We start from the raw sequence: 23,035 nt of genomic DNA, 5'->3' as shown, positions 1-23,035 counted from the left end.
TCAATCCTCTGTGATGGAGAGCACGGCGGACAGGCCGGGATGCCCTTAATTCCTTGCCCCAACTTGCAGCGATCAATGCGCGCGCCATATTGCGGCGCACCAAACAGGGGGTTTGGTGCGCCTGTTTGTCTATGGGGGGTTAGGGAATGAATCGTCGGTCCGTCATCATCGCGGCCGTGATCTTGGCTGTATCCGTGCTTTGGGTGCTGTCGGGTGTGGTATTTGGGGACCGCAAGGCCCCCGAACAGACAGCACAGGCACCGGGCAGCAAGCCCCCCACCCCCCAGGCCACGCCCAAGGCCAGCGTGCAGGTGCGCCGCCAGTCGGCGGAAATGATGCAGGCCGCCCTGTCCATTCCGGGCCGCACGGAGGCCTTCCGTAAAGTCTCCCTGCGGGCCGAGGTGGCGGGACCGGTGGAAACCATCCTGGCCGAACGCGGCGCCACCCTGCGCGCCGGTCAGCCCGTGCTGCGCATCGCCGCCAAGGCACGGCGCGAACGGCTGGACGAGGCGACGGCCCGGCTGGCGCAGCGCCGGATCGAGTTTGAGGCGGCCAGCAGCCTGCAGGCCAAGGGCTTCCAGTCGCAGATCCGGCTGGCCGAAACCAAGTCCCTGTTCGAGGCGGCGGAGGCTGAACAGCGTCAGGCCGCCTTGGATGTGGCGCATCTGGAGGTGAAGTCCCCCATCGACGGCGTTCTGGAAACGCGCGAGGCGGAGGTGGGCAGCTTCATGGAGGTGAACGGCGTGGTCGGCACCATCGTGGATCTGGACCCGATCCGCGTGGTCGCCAATGCCACCGAACGCGACGTGACCCAGCTGCGCCCCGGCATGAAGGGTAGTGCCCGGCTGCTGGACGGCACGGCGCTGGACGGCACCATCACCTATGTCGCGGCCAGTGCGGAACCCAACACCCGCACCTTCCGCGTCGAGCTGGAGGTGCCCAATCCGGGCAACCGCATCCGCGACGGCCTGACCGCCTCCCTGTCCCTGCCGGTGGCAGAGACCAAGGCGCATCGCGTCTCGCCCGGCATCCTGACCCTGGCCGATAATGGCACTGTGGGCGTGAAGCTGGTGGAGGCCGATGGTACCGCCCGGTTCGCGCCGGTGCAGCTGCTGGGCACTGCGCCCGACGGCGGCATCTGGCTGGGCGGCCTGCCCGACATCATCACGTTGGTCACCGTGGGCCAGGACTTCATCACCCATGGCCAGAAGGTCATTACGGTCATGGAGAAGGCGCCATGAACGGCATCATCAACTGGGCCCTGGCCCATGCCCGTACCGTGATGCTGACCCTGTGCTTCCTGCTGGTGGCCGGTACCATCAGCTTTGTCAGCATACCGAAGGAAAGCTCCCCCGATATCAACATCCCGCTGATCTATGTCTCCATGTCCTATACCGGCATCAGCCCGGAGGACAGCGAACGGCTGCTGCTGCGCCCGGTCGAGCTGGAGGTGCGGACCATCGAGGGGATCAAGGAGATGCGATCCACCGCCTATCAGGGTGGCGGCAACATCGTGCTTGAATTCTCCGCCGGGTTCGATGCCGACCAGGCCCTGGCAGACGTGCGGGAAAAGGTCGATATTGCGCGCGCCGAACTGCCCGACGGGGTGGAGGAGCCGCGCATATCGGAGGTCAATTTCTCCCTGTTCCCCGTCGTGTCCGTCGTCCTGTCGGGCGATGTGCCCGAACGCACCTTGATGCATCTGGCCCGTGAGCTGCGCGACCGGGTGGAAGGCATCGACAGCGTCCTGTCGGCCACCATCCGCGGCAACCGCGAGGAGCTGGTGGAGATCATCGTCGATCCGGTGAAGGTGGAAAGCTACGGCCTGGACGCCACCCAGATCGCCCAGCTTTTCTCCCGCTCCAACCGGCTGGTGGCGGCGGGCAGCCTGGATACCGGCCAGGGCCGGTTCGCGGTGAAGGTGCCGGGCCTGTTCGAGACGGTGGAAGACATCTGGAACATGCCCATCAAGGTGCAGGGCGATGCCGTGGTCCGGTTCCGCGACATCGCGGAAATCCGCCGCACCTTCAAGGATGCCGAAAGCTATGCCCGCCTGGATGGCGACCGCGCGGTCGCGCTGGACGTGTCCAAGCGCACGGGCGAGAACGTGATCGACACGATTGAGCGGGTGCGCGCCGTTGTGGCCGCCGAACAGGCCTATTGGCCCGCCAATGTCGTGGTCAGTTATACGGGCGACCAGTCGGGCGACATCAAGATGATGTTGAACGATCTGGGCAATAATCTGGCCATCACGGTGCTGCTGGTCATGGTGATTGTCGTCGCCTCGCTGGGGGTTCGTACCTCCGTTCTGGTCGGCATTGCCGTGCCGGGATCGTTCCTGACGGCCATCCTGGTCCTGCATGGCATGGGCTATTCCATCAATATCGTCGTGCTGTTCGGGTTGATCCTGGCGGCGGGCAATGTCGTCGATGGCTCAATCGTCGTCACCGAATATGCCGACCGCAAGATGGCGGACGGCATGTCGCCCAAACGCGCCTATGGGCTGGCGGCCCGCCGCATGGCCTGGCCCATCATCGCCAGTACCGCCACACAGCTGGCGGTCTTCGCGCCCCTGCTGCTGTGGCCCGGCGTGGTGGGCGAGTTTATGAAGTTCCTGCCGATCAGCCAGTTCGCCACCCTGATGGCGGCGCTGGCCATGGCGCTGATCTTCATTCCCGTGCTGGGCGCACGGTTCGGGCGGGCGCATGGGCCGGTGCTGCCCTACGCCCCCGCCAACCAACTGGCCGATGAGGATGAAAGCGATCCCGTCGACCCGCCGGCCAGGCTGGAGGGGCCGTATGTTGCCCTGCTGCGCTGGGCACTGGCCCGGCCCGGCATGGTCATCCTGGCCACCATCGGCCTGCTGATCGGGGTGCAGGCCTGGTACGCCACCCATGGCAATGGCGTGGAGTTCTTCACCGATGTGGAGCCGGACAATGCCGCCGTGCTGGTACATGCGCGTGGCAACATGTCCATCGATGAACGCGATGTGCTGGTCCGACAGGTCGAAGCGCGCATCCTGCAACTGAACGAATTTGACAGCGTCTATGCCCGCACCAGCGGCGATGGCAATGGCGGCGGGGGCGGCGATGATGCCGCGCTCGACGTGATCGGCCAGATCCAGCTGGATTTCAAGGACTGGCAGCAGCGGCGCAAGGCCGATGTCATCCTGGAGGATATCCGCCGGCGCACCGCCGACCTGCCCGGCATTCAGATTGAGCTGCGGGAGCAGGAAAGCGGCCCCCCCACGGGCAAGGCCCTGCAGGTCGAACTCTCCTCCCGCTTCCCCGACCTGCTGCCGGCGGCGGCAGCGCATGTGCGGCGCGGGCTGGAAAGCCTGGGCGGCGTCATCGATATCGAGGATAGCCGCCCCCTGCCCGGCATCGAATGGCAGGTGGATGTGGACCGGGCGCAGGCGGCCAAGTTCGGGCTGGATACCTCGGCCGTGGGTGATGCCGTCCGCATGGTGACCAACGGCCTGATCCTGTCCACCTATCGCCCCGATGATACGGATGACGAGATTGACGTGGTTGTCCGCTATCCGGAGCAATACCGCTCCATCGACCGGATCGATGCGGTCCGCGTCGTCACCTCCGCCGGATCGGTGCCGATCAGCAACTTTGTCACCGTCACCCCGGCGCAGAAGGTCAGTCAGGTGGACCGCGTGGATGGTGAACGGGTGATGCGGGTGAAGGCCGCCGTCACCTCCGGCACCCTGCCCGATACCAAGCTGACGGAGCTGAAAGCCTGGCTGGTCAAGAACCCGGTCGATCCGCGCGTGGACGTGAATTTCAAGGGCCAGGATGAAGAACAGCAGGAAAGCCAGACCTTCCTGACCAACGCCTTCCTGGCCGGCATGGTCATCATGGCCATCATCCTGGTGACGCAGTTCAACAGCCTGTACAGCGCCTTCCTGATCCTGTCCTCGGTCATCATGTCGACCATCGGGGTGACGCTTGGCCTGATCATTACCGGTCAGCCGTTCAGCATCGTGATGACGGGCCTGGGCATCATCTCCCTAGCCGGGATCGTCGTGCAGAATAATATCGTGCTGATCGACACTTATGATCAGTACCGCAAGACAGAGGCCAGCGCCTATGACGCCATCCTGCGCACCGGTGCCGAACGCTTGCGGCCCGTGCTGCTGACGGCGCTGAACACCGTGCTGGGCCTGCTGCCCCTATGCCTGGGCGTCAATATCGACGTGCTGGAACGGGCGGTGACGGTGGATGCGCCGGCGACGCAATGGTGGACGTCGATTGCCAACGCCATCGTCTTCGGCCTGACCTTCGCCACCCTGCTGACCCTGGTGGTCACGCCGTGCGCCCTGATGCTGCGCGCCCGTCTGCAGGAGTGGTGGGTGGGGCGCAAGGGGGGCCGAGTGGCACCGGTGCCGGACCACGCGGCGGAATAATACCAAGGGTCATGGAAGATGACCCTTTAGAGCGAACGTCTTCTGACCGGAAACATGTTTACTTCCTCATCCCGGCGGAAGCCGGGACCCAGCGTAAAGCGGCGTCTGCCGCGACATGGGTTATATCGGCGCTAACCGCGCCTCACGCTGGGTCCCGGCTTCCGCCGGGATGACGATATGGAGTGATTCCAGTCGACGTAAACCCGATCCAAGGCCCGCGGGCACATGCCCGCGTACGCCCAAGCTGCCGGATGGCAGCGCCCGGCGCCTGAGGGAAAATGCATCATCAGGCCGGCGGCGTAGGCCCGCCGCCGCGCACCCGCAGCCGTTCCTCCTCCACGATCAGGACCGCCAGCGCCGGCACCCATTTGCGCAGATTATCCTTGGCGGAGGCGGCGGGCGGCAGGGTCATGCCCAGTTCTTCGGCCCGCTTGGCCCATTGCAGCCGTTTGGCGACATCGGCCCCGTCCAGGAAGCGCAGGGCCGCCTCCGTCCGGGCCGCCAACATGCCATCCTCGGCGGCGGCGGCCCGTTCGCCGCGCCGCTGCGCCTTGGGCTTGGCCAGCTCGCGGGCGGCCTGTTCGGCGGCTTGCTTGTCCTTGCGGTGGATGCGGAAGACGCAGCCGACCACGCGCCCGCCCCCCCTGCCCCCGCCCTGGCGGATCTCATGCAGGGTGGCAGAGAAATCGCCCAGCCGTCCGATCTCCTCCAGCGCCGGGTCGAGCGCGTATTTGCGCAGGTCTTTCCAATCCTTCAGCTTGTCGACACAGCCCAGGACGGCGCGCAGCTCCTCCACCTTGGCCTGCCAGTACGGCTCCTCGGCATTGCGGTCGGCATAGCGTTTCAGCACCTCATACATGGTGAGCGCATATTTGCTCTCAAACTCATAGATGATGCGCAGCGACAAATAGGAATATAAGGCTGGTTCGCGCAGCCGTTCCGACACCCAGGAATGGAACGTATAGGTCAGCGTCCCCCCCTCGATCCGGCAGGGACCCATCAGCTGCGCCGACTCCCACCCCGGCGTGCCGTCGGAACGCAGGTAGTTGAACTGGCACAGCACCTTCTGCAATGTCTCGATACTGGATTTCAGGCGGGTATTGTTCACATCCGCCGTGCCGTCCCGCACCTCCGCCGCGAAACGGCGGATGGAGGCCAGCTCGATCGAATGGCTTTCCACCTTGCCCAGGTTCTCGTAAGCATGGGCCAGCAGATGGTTGAACAGCCGCCGGTCGGCCAGCGACAGGTCGGCATCGGCCTTGATCTCCACGGCCCCCGTGGCTTTCACGAGGGTCAGCGGCGTCTTGCGGGCCTGCGGGGCGGGGCTGGTGGGCTTGGCAACCATGGGCACAGTGTAGGTCGGAGGTAGGGTCCCGGCAACTCCGAATGCCGCCCCCTCCCCCTGGCCATTCCTCCCCTTCACCCCTGGCAATCCCTCCCGTTCGACCCTGGCAAAACCTCCCCCTGACCCTGGCAAAACCTCCCCGGAATGGGTCGTAAGCCCTTGATCCGATGGGGCGATTTCGCCTCTAGGAATCAGAAAAGGAAGTAAAGGAACTTCAGGAAAGGCCGGATTTTGAGGTTGTTCGGAGATATTGCCAGGGCCAGAAATCTGCGTACGCAGCCCACGCCAGCGTCTGAATTCGGAGATTATGCCAGGGTTTACAGGGGCTTGGCCCGCCTGACGGGGGCGAACGGGCGGACGGCAGGCCCCGGTCAGGGCGAATCGCAGCAGGACCGCCAGCCGCCAATCGGAGATTTTGCCAGGGTTCTCAGGCACAAACGGCGCCACCAGAACCTCTGAAAGGGGCATGGACAACAGGTCCATTCGGAGGTTCAGCCAGTCCGCCGGCAACCCCTTGGAATCCAAGGCCTTCAACAGCACCGATTCGGAGATTTGGCCAGGGTGCCAGCGGCGAACGGAGTTTTTGCCAGGGCCAGAATTCGGAGATTTCGCCAGGACAACCCGCCCCCGTGCAACCGGGTGAACCACAAAATCATCTGTGTTGCATGAGGACAGGGTCACGGCTTTTGATCCTTTTTTGAAGGATCATTATCCTATAGCGGAGAATGGGGTCTGTGAAGGGAAAAGGTGGGCGTGTCTCTAGGAGATGTCCTGCCCGGCCCGTCGCCGGGCGATGATCTGTTGGGCGGCGTGCGGGGCATTCCGTATCAGCCTCACCTCTGGATGCGCCAAGGCTAGTGCTGATAGTTCGTTAAGAACGGCGGTGTCGTTTCCAAACCCCTTGTGGAATGTCATGACCAGACCATTGACCCTTTGCAGGGCGATATCAGCGTTGCCCTGGTGTGCCGTAGAGAGTTCGTACAACTGATCTAGCAAGGTATTGACCCTGGCCCCGTTCGTCCCGGCATTGTCACAAGCGTTGAACAGTCCCTTAGCAAGGAGCAAGGCGACATCAGCGGTGTCGTTGTGCGCAGTGGCGATGTCACGCAACTGCTTCAATAGTTTGTCCGCCCGTGCTGTGTCCATCCTGGTCTTGTTGAGTGCGTTGAATAGTCCTCTCGCCAACGCCAGAGCGATGTCCGTATTGCCGTTGTACGTGGCGGCGATATGTTGCAACTGCTTCAACAGTTTATCTGCCCGTACGGCGCCCGCTCTAACACCTGGCAGCGCGTTGGCAAGTCCCATGGCCAGGGCCAGAGCGATGTCCTTATTGCCGTTGTGCGCAGTGGCGATGTCCTGCAACTGCTTCAACAGTTTTTCCCTCCGTCCTGCGTCCTGGTTGGCAATTGCCAACGCATTGGCAATTGCTTTGGCAAGTTTCAGGGCGATATCAGGGTTTGCATGATAAACGCTGGCTATTTCGTACAACTGTCTTAACAAGGTATTAGTTCTTCTAATGTCCGGCCCGCCATTATTGAAGGCGTTGTAAAGTCCCGTGGCCAGTTGCAAGGCGATGTCAGCATTACCGTCATACGCCCTGGCAATGTCGCGCAGTTCGCTTAACAAGGTATTGACCCTTGCGACGTCGGCCCCGGCCTTGTTGACGGCGTTGAATAGTCCCACGGCCAAGGTCAAGGCGATGTCAGCATTGCCATCGTACATGGTATTAATATCGCGCAACTCTGCTAGAAAGGTGTCAGCCATTGCGACGTCTGTTCCGGCATTGACTGAGGCGTTGACGAGTCCGTTAGCCAATTCTAGGGCTACATCGGAAATGCCGTCATACGCAGTGGCGAGATCGCGCAACCGCGTCAATAGTCTATCGGCCGTTGCCGCGTCTAGCCCGGGGCGCGCCAACGCGTTGACCAGTCCCTTGGCAAGTTCAAGGGCGACGAGCGTGAGGGTCGGATTGTCGTCGGCCAGTCGACTTAGACGGTCCAGCCGCTCATCCGTCTTTGGATGGTTGCCGAAGTCCGCCGCTAGGCCACTTTTGAAACAAGCCCTAGCAAGCAGAACCTTGTCTTGCCGACTGCTGCCCTCTCCAATGGCGTCCAGCAGCCGGTCAACTTGGTCATCAGCCCCGCGCTGTGTCATGGCGCAGGCGAGGTCAGGGAGCAGGAAAGCCCACCCCCAACCTTTTTTGCTAGGTGGTCTGTATAAGGCGAGTTCGGTCACCAGCCCCACCCATTCCGCAGCACCCGCGAAATTGCGGGCGAGGTTGATCAGCGGTTCGCGCGGGTCGCCATGTTTCCAGGCCAGGGTGATCAGGCGTTTGACCTCTGCTGCCACCTCATCCGGTTGGCGGGGGTCGCCGGGGGCGGCCTGTTTCAGATGACGTAGCAGATAGAGGCCGCCGACATAATCGGGTTCCAGCTTGGTCAGGTGGGTGTCGGGCAACGGCTTTCCCGCCATCAATGACCAATGCTGGCGCAGGGTCGGGCGGTGAGGCTTTCCGGTCGCCGGCAGCAAATCCGCCAGCAAGGGGTCGGTCAGCACATCCACCAACGGCACCGACCCGCCCAAAGTGGCCAGGGCCAGCAGGGTGCGGTCCAGCGGCGTGATCTTGTCCCGCTCCATCCAATGTTTTTCCTGCCGGTTCAGGAAATGGCTGGTGACGCCGGCCAATGTCAGCGGCGTGTCGGTGCAGTGACGCAGGGCCAGACCCATCAGGGCGGCGAACAGGGGGCGGCCCAGTTCCGCATCGGCCCTTACCGCCGCCGTCACCTTCCCCACCTCCACGTCTGTCAGGACCGCCTCGCGGTAGATTGCGGTGATGGTGAACAGGTCGGCATCGGACAGGGGGCGCAGGTCCAGGGCCGCGCGCGCCGCGTCCGACCATTCCATGTCGGCGGCCCGCCGGCCCTTTTCCGTGCTGTCCTTGATCCGGTTGGGCAGGGCAAATTCGCCCTGGTTGGGTTGGGTATCCAGCAGCAGCAGGCGCACGGGTGCGCGCAGGGCCTGGGCGTCCGTCCGGCAGGCCAGATTGTCGATCAGATCACGGACCAGTTCCGGTGACACGCCGGCATAGTCGATGACCAGAACCGTGGGTTCGGGTGCGCGCCAATTCTCATAGCGTTTGCTGGCAAGCCAGCCGGCCGAGGGCGGCAGGAATGTGGCGACCACCCCGCCCGTCAGACGGCGCAGCGACAGCGCCTCCAGCACCAGACGGCTTTTCCCCACACCGGCGCCGCCGGTGATGCTGGTCCAAAGCACGGGGGCCGGATCGTCGATGAACTGGTTCAGCGCCGCAAGCGCGTCATCGCGCCCCACGAAGGGGGCCTTGCGGTCGTAATAAAGCAGGCTGAGTTCCTGGCCCGTCTGCTGCGTTGGTTTCGGCCAGGTCAGCGGCGGGGCGCGGTCATTGTCAAATTCCACCTGTATGGCGGATTGCAGCGCCGACAATTGCGTCGTTATCGCCGTGCGGAAATCCGCCAGGTCTACTTGGCACTGGTTCTGGTCGAGCTGCGCCGTCAACGCGGCCTGCAAGTCCCGCAGTTGCTCACCCTGCGCCTGCACCGCTGCCAGCACATCCTGGCCTGTTTGCACCAGGGCGCTTTGCCGGGTAAGGGTGACGGCACGGAAGAAGCGCTCGTCGGTCTTCAACGCCTCTGCCACATAGGCGGACAGCAGGTCCGGCAGGCGGGCGGAAAGCCGGTTGGCCAGTCGCCGCCATGCCGCCATATATCCGGCGTCGGTGGTATGGCGCATGTCGGGTGCTATGGCGTCGGCCAGCAGCAGGTTCAGCGCCTGTGCCGGGTCCGGATCGGACAGGCGGGCCAGGGCCGTGGTGATGGCGTCTTTCACCTCCGCCACCGGCACGCGGCGGGTGTGGCTGTCGGCCTGCTGCTGCCATTGTTCCAGACAGGCGCGCAGGTCATTGCCGGCCTTGCCACCTTGGGTGAATTCCTGCCCCAATTCCTTCAGCAGGGTCTTCAGGGCGCAGGACAGGGCCAGATCGGCCACGCGCACCATGTCGTCATGTTTGGGCAGTGACAGGGGGCCGGCGAGAAGCGATGCAAGCTTGTCGGGGCCGTATCGGTCGATCCAATTGGCCAAAAGGTTGCCGCCAAGACCGCCGCCCGCCGTCATCAGCGCCGTGGTGGCGGCACCAGCGGCACCGGCAGGGGCCAGAACGGGAAACAGGAATGCGCCCACGCAGGCACCCGCCAGCATGGAGCAGGTCACAACCGCCGCTCCGCGCACCGTTATCGCCCCCGCCAAGGCCCCCTCCCCACCGTTACCAGCCGATGGTATCAGCGGGAAAGACGGGGCGGCAAAGCAATTGTCGATTGCATAAATATGTATGGGGTGGAGACCCCCCTCCCCTACCCTTTCAGCAGCCGGTCGATCTCCCGCCGCAGGGCCTGAAGGGTGCGGCGGTGGGTGTCGTCGAGTGCGGTCGGAGTTTTGGCCAGGGCCTTGACGCCGCGTTCCACTTGGGTCAGGGCGGTGCGCACGGGGTCGGGCCGGTCCTTGGGCGCTGGTGTCCGTGCCCCCTGCCCTTCCGCCTTTGGCGCGCGGGCCTCGCGCAGGGCCTTGACCGACGCCCCCTGGCGCAGCAGGTCCAGAAGCCGGGCGCGCTCGGCCCCGTCGCTGGCCAGCGCCAGTTCCACCATGGCATTGCGCGACAGGTGCAACGTTGCACATTCGGCCAGAATGTCGTCGGGCAGGGACAGCAGTTTCAGCACGCGGTTGACCTGTGTCCGGCTCCAGCCCAGGGCGCCGGCGGCGGCCTCCTGCGTATAGGCGTGGCGTTCCATCAGGGCCTGGATGCCGTGCGCCTCCTCCAGCGGTGACAGGTCCACGCGCTGGAGATTTTCCACCAGGGCGATTTCCTCGGCATTGCCCGTCGTGACAATGGCGTGCAGGGTGGGGCGGGACAGAAGCCCCAGCGCGCGCCACCGGCGTTCGCCGGCCACAATCTCATATTCCCCGCGCGTATCGGCCAGGGGGCGGACCAGGATGGGCTGCAATAGGCCCTGGCGTTCGATGCTGTCGGCCAGCTGGCGCAGCGCATCCTCGTCAAAATGGCGGCGCGGCTGATCGCTGCGCGGGTGGACGCGGGCGTGCTCCACCTCGATCAGGCGCGGAAAATCGCGGGAGATCAGGGAGCCGTCGCCGCGCGCGGCGACATCATCCATGGCCCGGCCAAAGGCCGTCTTACCCTTCTGCAACTTCACCGGCAATCTCCCTGGCCAGATGGAAATAGGCCTGAACCGGATGATCCGGGGGCAGGGCCTCCACCGCGATGACATTGTTATAGGCGGCCTGATTGATGCCCGTGCTCATCCGGATCGGGTCGAACACGCGGCCAAGGTCGCTGTCGCCCGTGAACCGGGCGCGCAGATCGGCCAGAACCTCGCGGTCCACGGTCTGGCGTTCGGCATACATGGTGGGCAGCACGCCCAGCACCGTCAGGTCATGGTTGGTGAAGCGGCGCACGCGGCCAATGGTCTTCAACAGCAGCGGAATGCCCAGCAGATCGACGGGCCTTGTTGCCACGGGGATCAACACATGATCGGCGGCGTTCAGCGCGTTGATGGTCATGGAACCCAGGTTGGGCGGCGTGTCGATCAGGATGAAATCATAATCGCCCAGCAGCTCGGCCAGCGCCGCCTTCAACCGCGTCTCACGGCCCACCAGACCGGCGGCACTGTCAAACTCCGCCAGCGCCAGACCCGACGGCAACACATCAAAGGTCCGCAGCTTGATGATGGTGTCGGCCACGGGCCGGTCATCGACCAGCACCGCATGCAGGGTGGCGCCCTTATCCTCCAGCTCGATAATATCGCAACCGACCATGGCGGTGGCACTGGCCTGCGGGTCGGCATCGACCAGCAGCACGCGGAAGCCCAGCCGCGCGAAACTGGCGGCCAGATTGACGGAGGTTGCCGACTTGCCCACCCCGCCCTTCTGGTTGGAACAGGCGATGATGCGTGCGCGCCCCGGCTGTCCACCGCCGCCGATCAGACGCAGAACGGCATCGGGCACCGGCTCCTTGCCGCTTTCCCACCGGCTGATCCGCGCCTTGTCATAGGACCGCCCCAGCGCCTCGTTCAGGTGCCGGGCGCAGCCCTCCTGCGTCAACCCCTTGCGCTTGCGAAACGCCTTCAACACCTCTCCCGCCATCACCAGACCCTTCACCGGATGTGCCGGGCGCAGAGTGGGCGAGGGCAGGGGGGATTGTCAATCAGGTTGACGGTGGGGTGTCAACTGGTTGGGGGGGAGACTTATTCTGAGGCGAGTGTGCAACGTTGCACATGGGGGTGGGGCTTAGTCAGCGAAGCCATGTTCCAATATCTGCGCCCAGGTGCGGGGTTGGATGTGGTTGGCCAGTGTGGCCAGGATTTCGCCGACATCGGTGGAGAAGCGCCGCATATTGCGCAGGGCCTCGCGGTCAGTGGGGCCCAGAATGTCTTCCCCCTGTTCCTGCACGATGGCGTTCAGCTTGTTATACTGGTCGCGCCAATGCACGGCATAGGCTGCTCGGTCGGCAGGGGTCCAGATTTTGGCGTCCGGCATGGTCCATAGACAGATGCGGGGCAGGAACTTTCCAGGGTCCTTTCTGCTTCTGTCCCATATCTCCGCCAGCTCATACATGCAGTTGGGGGAGCGTAGGTACTTGTCGCTTAACACCACAAACACCCGCTCCCCATCGCGCAGCCTGTTCATGAAATTGGGGATGCTGCCACCCATGCCGATCACATTCTTGTCCCGCAGAATCTCAATCTTGTGGATCTTGGCCGCATCGCACAGGCAATCGACAAAAAACTCGTGCTGATCCCAGGCATAGGATACGAACCAATTCCGGCCTTGCGGTGTCATCGCCACCAGGGCCAGGGGTGCGTTGTCCGTTTCCCCATCTTTGGCACGGGGTGACCATTTGATACCATTGTCCAGTTCGGCCCCTTTCAGACCGATCCGGTCAATCGTTGCGTAGGTCAGCGACAGCAGACGCGACAGAAGGCCCCTCGCGTCACCACCCTGGGTGCGGATGCTGATCTTGCCGCGCCAATCCCGCTCGTCCGGTTGTTCCACCTGTTCAAGGCGGAAACGGCTTTGGGACGCCGCGTCCAGCCCCAGGATGCCCCCGTTCCAGTACAGCGCATGGTGGCCACCCTTCATGCCGCCAATGGCGGATAGGATGGTACGGATCAGGCCACCATGCAGAATGGGGAAGGACAGGGTGGCCTCATCACCCTTTTCCTTATCCTGCCAATGGCGGGCAATATCGTCCGCGACATTGGAATGGTCGGGCAGGAGGTCGGGGGCGATATATTCCGCCACCTCCATCCCCATTTCCCGTACTGTCCGGGTTCTAAAGCAGATGCCGCAAGACACCATCATGGACAGGAACAGTTCCTGTTCTTCCCGGCTATAGTCCTGCCAGACCAGCCGGGCCAGCATATCCCGCGTGAACCGCCCACGTCCTTGGCGCAGCGTTTTCAACGCCCCGTTCTGCCGGTCAAACAGGGCGTAGATAGCGTCCAATGCCCATTGCGGGTTTAACACGATCTGATTGTCGAACAAGCCGTCGCGGTGGAACACGGTTCCATCGCCGTTCAGCCAGGATAAAAGCGTGGTGGGGTCGGAGTCCAGGCCCGTTGTTTTGCACAGATACCTGAACGCCTCCATCGACATCAGATGCTCGGTCTCCGGCCTGGAACGCAGGTCCGCGCGCACCTGTTCCCATCCCTCGCCGATCAGCGCGGTATGTCCATTCTGTGGGTCACGCATCCAGGCGGCGGCGGCCCGCAGCCGATCCATAAAGCCAGGCCAGCCATGGTCGGTTTTGGTTGAAAGGGATTGGGGACGCCAAGGGAAGGGCAGACCCCTTATATCCTCCTCGCTTACATGCGGCGGGTCAGTTTCTGCGGTGACGCTGTCGCATTTGCTTTGCACGGCGATGATGGGGCTGTTTGCCGGCCCCTGAAGCCGTACCAATGACAGCCAATAGGACAGGGGATAATCACGGAACCATTGGTCGTCGCTGCCATGACGGGGGCGTTTCTCGGTTTCCTTGTCCCAGACCAGAAGCTGAATCGCCGGGCTGTTCAGGAAAAGGGAATGGGTGCCATGATAGATATCCTGTCCCCCGAAATCCCAGACCGACAGGGTGACGGGGACGCTGTCAATGGCGGGCAATTTGGCGCTGTTGATCCGAATGCCATGGGTGCTGTCCCAATCGGGATTGAAAGTGAATTTCGCGTCGCAGAGACGGTTGGTGATCTGGGTCTTGCCAACACCACCATTGCCCAGGATCAGCAGCTTGATATGAGCATCGGTTGCCGCCTTGCCTTTCTCCAAGTCGGCGAAGTAGGCGCGCAGGCGGTCAAGGCAGTTGTCATCCTTCCTTTCCGACAGCACACCGGTCGCCGGAATGCCTCGGATGAGTGCCCCGCCGAGGCTGAGGAACCTCATGTTGGACAAAGCTGCCAGAAGTGCTGGCACGGAAGAAGTGACAGGGCACTCGTAGCAACTGAGGTTTCGCAGGTTTGTGAGGTTCTGGATGGGGGACAGGTCGCTGACCTGCGTGTTGTTGCAATCGAGATTTTCCAGGTTTGTGAGTTTCTGGATGGGGGATAGGTCGCTGACCTGTGTGTAACTGCAATCGAGGTATTCCAGGTTTGTGAGTTTCTGGATGGGGGATAGGTCGCCGACCGGCGTGTTCCAGCAACGGAGGTCTTGCAGGTTTATGAGTTTCTGGATGGGGGATAGGTCGCCGACCGGCGTGTTGCTGCAATAGAGGCTTTTTATATGGGTTAGCGCAGAGATTTCCGCAGGCAGGCGGGCCAAATCCAGATCATCCAGATCCAACCTCCCCGTCTTCACCCTGGCTTCCTTCTCAATCCGCGCCAGTGCCTCTTGATAATCGTCCATGCCGCCCCAATCCCCGCCTGAAGGTCCGCTGTCTGTTGCACGTGACAGGTTAGCTTAAGGGGACATGGACAATCAATTCAGGTAGTGGGAAAGGGGGCGGAGTGGGCGGTGTTGGGCCATTGGTTTGGTGTGGTGATGTCGGTTTCGGCGCCCCCCTCCGTCATCCCGGCGACAAGCCGGAACCCAGGGGCCACCAGGAACATCATCTCGGCGCTTTTGGCCCCTGGACCCCCGCTTTCGCGGGGGAGGCAACAATGTGCGAGTGGCTAACTTAGCGCCTATGGGCTTGCGCCGGGATGACGGTGGGGAGGGGCGGCTCCCGGTCAAAAGAAGGCCGCTCTAACTGCTGATTTCCCCCGCCCTTCATGCCATAGTATCCGCCGCATCCCCTGCCCCGTGCCCGCATCCCCTTTCGGAGTTGACAGCTTTCGGAGTGGGAAAGGTGTACCCTCTGAAAAGGGGATGCTGAAACAGGGTATGATTTTCTGTTTCATTTGGTTGCACGGGCGGCGGCGTTGGTGGCGGCCCCCTCACCCCACCCGCACCCGCCGCATCACCACGGCCCGGTCGGCGGCGCTGACGCCGTAATGGCTCAGCCATTCCGGCAGGCGGGTGGCGGCGGTTTGGATGCGGTCGAAGCTTTCGGCGGCGTCGGTGGCGCTTAGGCCGAAGCGGTCGAAGGTGGTGCGGGCCTGGGCGGGGTCGGCTTCTGCGGTGCAGCCGCGGGCGGGGCGCAGGACCAGGGCGCGGGCGGCCTGGGGGACGATGTCGAAAACGGGGGAGAGGCGCCAGCCGTTTCCGTCATCGATGAAGGCGTGGTTGTGCAGATGGTCGTCGGTATTGTTGAGGAAACAGTTCAGCAGCATGCGTTCATAAAGCGCGCGGGCGCAATCCTTGATGCCCGACCGGCGGGCGATGATGGCGAGGTCGGCATAGGACGCGCCGTCGGGCCGGTAGGTGCCGGGGGGATAGCCCAGGATGGTGGCGGCGCTGGAATAGGGCAGGCGGCGGGGGCCGTTGCGGTCAAAACGCCGGACCAGCAGGACGGAGCGGCCCGCCACTTCCGTCAACCGATGGTCGGGCGTGTCGATCCCGGCGTCGCGCGCCACCGACAGACAGGCAGCCTCCACCCGTTGATGGTCAAAGGCGTCGTCGCGGGCCCGCATCTTGGCGATCCAGGCCTCACCCTCCACCCGGATGCGGGCCTTGGGCCGGGCCCCGCCAATGTCGGCGGCACTGTCCAGCAGGCGGGCCAGATGCGAGGCGGTGGCCATCCCGGCCTCCACCGCGTCCGCCGCATCGGCCAGGGACGCCAGATCATCCTGTTCGCTGGGCAGGTCCAGCAGGGCAGGCGAGGGGGTCCAGAGGGCGGGGCCGCTGGCGTCGGGTCCGAATTGCAGATGCCCGACCCGGTCGCCACCCGCCGCCGCGATATATTCGGGTGCGGCCAGGGGCACGTCGGGATAGGCCATGGCCAGGATGGCCTTGCCCCAGCCATCGGGGCTGGCATCATAGAAGGGCAGGGGCAGTTCGTGCGGCGGCACCGATTGACAGGCCCGTGTGCGCAGCGGCAGGCCGGAGGCGGCCAGGGGCGCTGCGTCGGGCCGGGCCAGCCAGTCGCGGTCATAGCGGAAGGTGCCCAGCCGGCCGCGCGCCCCTTCAAACCGGATCAATCCGGCCAGGATGGGGCCATCGGCTGTATCGGCAAAGACATGCATGCCGGCCAGGCGGCCCGAGGCATCAACCGGCCAGGCGGCCGCCGCGCTGTCGCCCATGGATTTCCTCCATCTCTTCGCCCAGGGGATCGGCGGCCAGCAGGTCGGGCAGTCGTTCCAGATAGCCGAGTGCGGCCATCACCTTGACCAGCAGGCCGATATTCACCGTCTCCCGCCCCTGTTCCAGGGCGATGTAGGTCTTGCGGGTCACGCCGGCGCGGTCGGCCAACTCCGCCTGGGACAGGTTGCGCCGCAGCCGCGCCAGCCGCACGCGGCGGCCCAGAAGGTCCAACGCGTCGGCCTCCGGCGCGCTGAGCAGGACGGGGCGTTTCATCAATGTACCCTTTAAGGATCAAAAAACCTGATTTTGTGTCTTAAAGGGGATGATAGGGGGATCGGGGCCGTGGGTCAACGGCCCCTGCCGTCAGGCCCCGCAATGCTGCCGGATGAACGCCCGATGCGTCGGCATGTAATCGGCGGAATTGCTGATCGCGTCCTTGATATGGGCCAGCCGCGCCTTGGTTTCCTCCAGGCTCATGATATTGGCGACGGGGTCGTAACCGCGCGGCACTATCAATTGGCCCAGCATGACGGCAAACCAACTGGTGTCGTTGAACAGTTCCTCATTCTCGCGGAAGGTCCGGCCATGGGCCAGGAAGACATCCATCTTTTCCTGCAACCGGTCGGGCACCGGCATGGTGCGGCAATAGTTCCAGAAGGGGCTGTCGTCGCGTTCGGTGGCCTTGTAATGCAGGATCAGGAAGTCGCGGATTTCGGCATATTCGGTGGTCAGGATGCGGTTATAGCGGTCGCGTGTGACGGGATCGAAATCCAGATCCGGGAACATGGCCATCAGGCGCGACAGGCCCGACTGGATCAGCCAGATCGAGGTTGATTCCAGCGGTTCCAGGAAGCCGGACGACAGGCCGATGGCCACCACATTCTTGTCCCACATCTTCCGCCGGTGCCCCGTCTGGAACGGCACGAAGCGCGGGTCGGCCAGCGGCTTGCCATCCAGGTTGGAGAGCAGGACCGACACCGCCTCATCATCGCTCATATAGTCTGAACAGAAGACATGACCGTTGCCGATCCGGTGCTGCAACGGGATGCGCCATTGCCAGCCGGCCTTGCGGGCCGTGGAGCGGGTATAGGGCGTCATGGCCTCTGTCCCCTCGCACGGGACGGCGACGGCGCGGTTACAGGGCAGATGGTGGGACCAGTCGACATAGCCGGCCTTTAAGGTGCCCTCGATCAAGAGGCCCCGGAAGCCGGAACAGTCGATGAAAAGGTCGCCCTCCACCTTCGTGCCGTCGGCCAGCTCGACCGACTGCACGAAGCCGGTTTCGGGATGCTGATGCACGCGGACGATCTTCCCCTCCCGCCGGACCACGCCGCGCGCCTCGGCAAAGCCGCGCAGGTAGCGGGCGTAGAGCCCGGCATCGAAATGGAAGGCATAGGCGATTTCCGAGAGGGGAGAGCGACCGGCATTGATGGCGCGCATGAACTTGCCGCGCGTGCTGGCCACGGCCTGCAAGGACCAATCCTCGATCCGGTCGACCAGCCCCGCCTGTTTCAGGCGCAGCCAGTAGGCATGGAAGGACACGCCCTCCATATGCAGGCCGATATGGCCGAACGGGTGGAAATAGGTGTGGCCCTGGCGGCCCCAATCCACGAACTGGATGCCCAGCTTGAAGCTGCCCTTGGTGGCGCGCAGGAACTCATCCTCATCGATGCCCAGCATGCGGTTGAAGGTCGCCATCTGCGGGATCGTCGCCTCGCCCACGCCGACGATCCCGATCTCATCGCTTTCGACCAGCGTGATCTCGGCATAATCCGTGCCCAGGATGCGGGCGAAGGTCGCGGCACTCATCCAGCCGGCGGTGCCCCCGCCGACGATGGTGATGCGCCGGATACGGCGGTCGCTGCTCATGGTTTCCTCGCAGGACAGGTACGGGCCAGGAAGTCGCCATGGGCGGGCATGGCATCGGCGGCGCGGGCAAAGACGGCGCGCAGCCGGTCCAGATTGTGGCGGACAAGGCCGGGGTCAATGGTATCGACCAGCGGGTCCCAGCGTTCGGGGATCACCCCCTGGCCCAGAAGGACGGCGATCCAGCTATTCTCGCTGAACAGCTCATCCTCGAACCGGAACAGGCGGCCACAGGCGCGGAACAGGTCGATCTTCTGGCGCAGGCTGTCGGGGATATCCATGGATGCTGCGCGTTGCCAGAAAGGTTCGGGCCGGTCATTGGCGACATAGTGCAGGATGATGAAATCGCGCACCTGTTCGAACTGCATCGCGGACAGCCGGTTATAGGCTTCCTCGTTGGCGGGGTTGAAGGACCGGTCGGGGAACAGGGCCAGCAGCTTGGAGATGCCGGCCTGGATCAGGTGGATGGAGGTACTTTCCAGCGGTTCCAGGAAGCCCGACGCCAGACCCAGCGCCACGCAATTGCGGTTCCACATTCGCCTACGCCGGCCCGTGGTGAAGCGCAGCGGGCGGGGATCGGCCAAAGCCGGGCCTTCCAGATTGGACAGCAGCGTGTCGGCGGCCTGTTCGTCGCTGATGAACTGGCTGCAATAGACATAGCCATTGCCGGTGCGGTGCTGCAACGGGATGCGCCATTGCCAGCCGCCCTCGCGTGCGATGGCGCGGGTATAGGGTTTGGGCGGCCCCACATTGGCCGACGGCACCGCCAGTGCCCGGTCACAGGGCAGCCAATGCGTCCAATCCTCATACCCGCTATTCAGGGCCCCTTCGATCAGCAGGCCCCGGAAGCCGGAGCAATCGATAAACAGGTCGCCCTCCAGCCGCCGGCCATCGGCCAGCACCACCGCCTCGATGAACCCATCCGTGGGACGCAGCGGCACCGATGCCACCTTGCCCTCCACCCGCCGCACGCCCCGCGCCTCGGCATAACGGCGCAGATAGGCGGCGTAGAGGCCGGCATCGAAATGATAGGCGTAGGTGATCTGCGACAGGGCCGACGAAGGGTCCGGCACGGGCCGGGCGAATTTCTCCTTGTTCGCCATGGTGGCGCAGAGATTGTAATCGTCGATGCCGCTGGCCAGGCCCTGGGATTGCAGCTTCAGCCAGAATTGGTGGAACTTCACCGCCTCCATATCGAAGCCGAAGGCCCCGAACGGGTGCAGATAGCGGGGGCGCGCCGTCGTCCAGCCGTCGAACGCGATGCCCAGTTTCATGCTACCCTGGGTCTGGGACACGAAGTCGTTTTCGTCCAGGCCCAGCAGGGCATTGAATTGCCGGATGGGCGGGATCGTCGCCTCCCCCACGCCGACGGTGCCGATCTCGTCAGACTCCACCAGGGTGATGCGGGTGGCGCCATTGGCCGACAGGCGCGACAGGGCGGCGGCGGCCATCCAGCCGGCAGTACCACCGCCGACAATGACGATCTGGCGGATCGGATCGGGGCTGCGTGTCATGCGGCGTCTCCCAGCACCTGTGCCAGGGCGTGGGCATGGGGTGGCATTTCCCTTGCGGCATGCAGCAGCACACCGCGCAGCTTTTCCAGATGCCCGATAATATCCGCATCCGACAGGGCATTGGCCTGCACATCGCCGCGCCGTGCCCGGATGCCGGCATTGTCCATCAGGTTGATCCAGTCGGGCCGGTCAAACATCTCGCCATCATAAAGCGGGATGCGTCCCCGGCTTTCATACATTGACAGCTTATGGGACAGCGGGTCCGGCAGGTCCATGGCGCGGGCCGCGTCCCAGAAAGGGGCGTCCGTCCTGCCATTGGCCTTGAACCGCAGGATCAGGAAATCGCGCGCCCGCTCCGCCTCCTCCGCCGCTTGCCGGTTGAAGGAGGGGGCCTCCGGTCCGCTGCCGGGGGATACCGGATAATGCGACAGCAGGCGGTTGATGGCGGAGGTCAGCAGCGACAGCGCCACGCCGCCGACCGGGTCCAGCAGACAGGCGGATGCACCAAGGAGGATAATATTCCCATCCCAGGCGCGGTCCCGCCGCCCGCTGATGAAGCGGCCCGGCCCGCTGCCCAGCCGCGTCACAAAGGCACCCCGGCGCAGGGGGATGCGGCGGGTCCAGCCGGCGGCATCGGCGCTGTGCAGGGCATAGGGCGGAGGTGGGCCGTCGGTTGCCACCTGCTCCACCGCGAACCGGTCACAGGGCAGCCAATGCCGCCAATCGTGCCAGCCATTGCCGGGGTCGGCCAGCAGGGCACGCGGTCCCGTGGCGTCAATGAACAGATCGCCCGTCACCTCGGTATCGTCGGCCAGGACCAGGGCCACCACCTTTCCCCCGTCATCCCGCCGCACATGCGACAGCGGGGCAGGGGACAGGCGCGCGCCGGCGGCCAGCGCCTGGGCCTTGGCCAGTTCCGTCAGACCGCGCAGATCGGCAAAGCCGCCGGGGGCCAGGGTGGACAGGACCGAACGCGGATCGGGGGAGGGCAGGGCGAACCGTTCGGCCTGTGCCGCCAGGGTGGCCAGCGAATAATCCGTCATCCGCACCTGGGCACCCGTCACGCGCGCCCGCCAGATCAGGTGATGGAAGGCGACACCCTTCAGGTCCGCCCCCGTCTGCCCAAAGGGCAGGAAGCTGACGGCGCCCGGCCCGTCCCAGCCCTGGAAGGCGGTGCCCAGGCTGAACCCGCCGCCACCGGCGCGCAGGATGTCTGCCGGATTGACGCCCAGCAGGGCCGCCAGCCCCTCCACCCCGCCGGGCAGAAGGGGGGTGGCAGGGCCGAACGGGTCCAGGCTGTCATCGGCGCCGGGCACGGGGACAAGCGTCACCGACCCGCCGCGCCCCGAATGATTGCGGGCGATGGCAGCCGCCGCCAGCCAGCCGGCAATGCCGGCCCCGGCGATGGTGATATCGTGCAGCGGCCTCATGCCGGCACCTGCGCCTTGTAGCGGGACAGGATCTCGCCATGACCGGGCATGCTGGACGCCGCACGGCGGCAATTTTCCGCCTCCATCGCGATCAACCGGTCAATCTCCGCATCGGGTACCAGGGCGGCGCGCGGGTCCACATGGGTTGGCAGGATATTCTGGCCCAGATAGACGGCGATCCAGCTGGGTTCCAGGAACATGCCGTCGCGGTACAGGGTCACGATGCCGCGTTCCTTGAACAGATCCATCTTGGTGGCCAGGCTGTCGGGAATGGCCATGGTGCGGCAATGGTTCCAGAACGGGGTATCGTCGCGCTGGGTCGCCACATAATGCAGGATGATGAAATCCCGCACCCGTTCATATTCCAGATCCATCAGCCGGTTGAACTCCACCGCGTCCAGCGGGTCCATGTCCCGGCTGGTGGGGAACAGGTCCAGCAGCCGGCCGATGCCCAGCTGGATCAGGTGGATCGACGTACTTTCCAGCGGTTCCAGGAACCCCGCCGACAGGCCGATGGCCACGACATTGCCCACCCATTGCCGTTTGCGCTTGCCTGTGGTGAAGCGCAGGCGGCGGGGGGCGGCCTGCGGCGGATGGTCCAATTGGGCCAGCAGCGCCTGTTCGGCGGCGTCATCATCGATGAAGCCGCTGCAATAGACATGGCCGTTGCCGGCCCGGTGCTGCAACGGGATGCGCCACATCCAGCCGGCATCGCGTGCGGTCGCGCGGGTATAGGGGGCAGGGGGGCCGTCATTGGCGCAAGGGACCGCCACCGCCCGGTCGCAGGGCAGGAAATGCGTCCAATCCTCGTACCCCGTCTTCAAGGCCCCTTCGATGATCAGGCCGCGAAAGCCCGAGCAGTCGATGAACAGGTCGGCCTCGATTCGTTCCCCGTTTTCCATGGTCACGGCCTGAACATGACCGTCGGTACCCACGGAAACCTCGCGCACCTTGCCCTCCGTCCGCACCACGCCCCGCGCCTGCGCGTATGACCGCAGATAGGCGGCGTAAAGCCCGGCATCGAACTGATAGGCATAGGAGAAGGTGGAGAAGAAGCTGGACGGGTCGGGCGACGGGTGACCGAAACGGCCCAGGCGGGCCGCCTGGATGGGCAGCGACATGGCATCCAGCCCGCCCGCCGGCACGCGACCGGCGCGGCGCGCGCGGGTCCAGTGATGATGGAAGGGCACGCCGCCAATGTCGCGGCCAAAGGCGGCGAAGGGGTGAATATAGGCATCGCCCTTGCGGCCCCAATCCCGGAACTCGATCCCAAGCTTGAATGTGGCCTCGGTGCGCGACATGAAGTCGGCCTCGTCAAAGCCCAGACTGGCGTTGAAATGCCGGATATGGGGCACCGTCGCCTCGCCCACACCCACGGTCCCGATCTCCGCGGATTCGACAAGCCGGATGGAAACACCGGTCCCCGCCAGCTTCGCTGACAGCGCTGCCGCTGTCATCCAGCCCGCCGTGCCGCCCCCCACGATGAGGGCGGATACCGGAGATTGCATATTAATAATATTTGTTTTCATTATTCCCCCCGTTACTCGGAATGTTAACGCTCACGTCTGTGGACCGTCAATGTGTGTGCACCGCGACGGGCATTTTGCTGCAACGCAATAACAGTAAATGCTTTTTTGTTAGCCTTAACATAACAACACTTGACGTTAGGGCAGGTCCTGACTACCAATTATTCTTGTTCAAAGCGCAAATCTAAAAATGCTAGCGCTAACATGGGAGGAATGGGGATGGG

General features: G+C 64.2%; 13 protein-coding genes. 2 read left to right on the top strand and 11 right to left on the bottom strand.

Annotation, left to right across the window (positions count from 1 at the left end; translation table 11 throughout):
• The first annotated feature begins 146 nt into the window (after window positions 1-146).
• Both ACODSP_RS23105 and ACODSP_RS23100 read left to right on the top strand, forming a co-directional pair.
• Window positions 147-1,241 (top strand): efflux RND transporter periplasmic adaptor subunit, encoded by a 1,095-nt coding sequence (locus ACODSP_RS23105; RefSeq protein WP_488967894.1) that lies wholly within the window; start codon window positions 147-149, stop codon window positions 1,239-1,241.
• Entirely contained in the window at window positions 1,238-4,414 is a 3,177-nt protein-coding gene (locus tag ACODSP_RS23100; RefSeq protein WP_488967893.1) for an efflux RND transporter permease subunit, read from the top strand. Before ACODSP_RS23105 ends, ACODSP_RS23100 begins: the two co-directional genes overlap by 4 nt.
• A 286-nt stretch (window positions 4,415-4,700) precedes the next feature.
• Here ACODSP_RS23100 and ACODSP_RS23095 read toward each other — a convergent pair whose 3' ends face one another.
• From ACODSP_RS23095 to ACODSP_RS23045, 11 genes are all read right to left on the bottom strand, one after another.
• Complete coding sequence (locus ACODSP_RS23095; RefSeq protein WP_488967892.1) at window positions 4,701-5,837, bottom strand: replication initiation protein; 1,137 nt, start codon at window positions 5,835-5,837, stop codon at window positions 4,701-4,703.
• A 681-nt stretch (window positions 5,838-6,518) separates the two neighbouring features.
• Window positions 6,519-10,040, bottom strand: a complete 3,522-nt coding sequence (locus tag ACODSP_RS23090) for a hypothetical protein (RefSeq protein ID WP_488967891.1) — start codon at window positions 10,038-10,040, stop codon at window positions 6,519-6,521.
• Between the two features lie 104 nt (window positions 10,041-10,144).
• Window positions 10,145-10,999: a ParB/RepB/Spo0J family partition protein gene (locus tag ACODSP_RS23085; RefSeq protein ID WP_488967890.1), complete on the bottom strand. Its 855-nt coding sequence runs from the start codon at window positions 10,997-10,999 to the stop codon at window positions 10,145-10,147.
• A complete protein-coding gene (locus ACODSP_RS23080) occupies window positions 10,980-11,948 on the bottom strand; it encodes an AAA family ATPase (protein WP_488967889.1) in 969 nt (322 codons plus the stop codon). Before ACODSP_RS23080 ends, ACODSP_RS23085 begins: the two co-directional genes overlap by 20 nt.
• Before the next feature lie 144 nt (window positions 11,949-12,092).
• On the bottom strand, window positions 12,093-14,699 hold the full coding sequence (locus tag ACODSP_RS23075; protein WP_488967888.1) for a COR domain-containing protein: 2,607 nt from the start codon (window positions 14,697-14,699) through the stop codon (window positions 12,093-12,095).
• A gap of 530 nt (window positions 14,700-15,229) precedes the next feature.
• The gene (locus ACODSP_RS23070; RefSeq protein WP_488967887.1) at window positions 15,230-16,474 is read right to left on the bottom strand and encodes a type II toxin-antitoxin system HipA family toxin; all 1,245 of its coding nucleotides are present in this window, start codon (window positions 16,472-16,474) and stop codon (window positions 15,230-15,232) included.
• The gene (locus tag ACODSP_RS23065) at window positions 16,440-16,748 is read right to left on the bottom strand and encodes a helix-turn-helix transcriptional regulator (protein WP_444735238.1); all 309 of its coding nucleotides are present in this window, start codon (window positions 16,746-16,748) and stop codon (window positions 16,440-16,442) included. The genes ACODSP_RS23070 and ACODSP_RS23065 overlap by 35 nt, the downstream gene beginning before the upstream one ends.
• 90 nt (window positions 16,749-16,838) lie before the next feature.
• Window positions 16,839-18,344 (bottom strand): tryptophan halogenase family protein, encoded by a 1,506-nt coding sequence (locus ACODSP_RS23060; protein WP_488967886.1) that lies wholly within the window; start codon window positions 18,342-18,344, stop codon window positions 16,839-16,841.
• Entirely contained in the window at window positions 18,341-19,855 is a 1,515-nt protein-coding gene (locus tag ACODSP_RS23055; RefSeq protein WP_488967885.1) for a tryptophan halogenase family protein, read from the bottom strand. Before ACODSP_RS23055 ends, ACODSP_RS23060 begins: the two co-directional genes overlap by 4 nt.
• On the bottom strand, window positions 19,852-21,285 hold the full coding sequence (locus ACODSP_RS23050) for a tryptophan 7-halogenase (RefSeq protein WP_488967884.1): 1,434 nt from the start codon (window positions 21,283-21,285) through the stop codon (window positions 19,852-19,854). The genes ACODSP_RS23055 and ACODSP_RS23050 overlap by 4 nt, the downstream gene beginning before the upstream one ends.
• Window positions 21,282-22,793 carry a tryptophan halogenase family protein gene (locus tag ACODSP_RS23045; RefSeq protein WP_488967898.1) on the bottom strand — a complete coding sequence of 504 codons (1,512 nt, stop codon included), beginning with the start codon at window positions 22,791-22,793 and terminating at the stop codon, window positions 21,282-21,284. Before ACODSP_RS23045 ends, ACODSP_RS23050 begins: the two co-directional genes overlap by 4 nt.
• Window positions 22,794-23,035: the final 242 nt, after the last annotated feature.

This window comes from Niveispirillum sp. FG156 (genome assembly GCF_057809555.1).
This window is presented reverse-complemented; position numbering and strand designations above follow the sequence as displayed.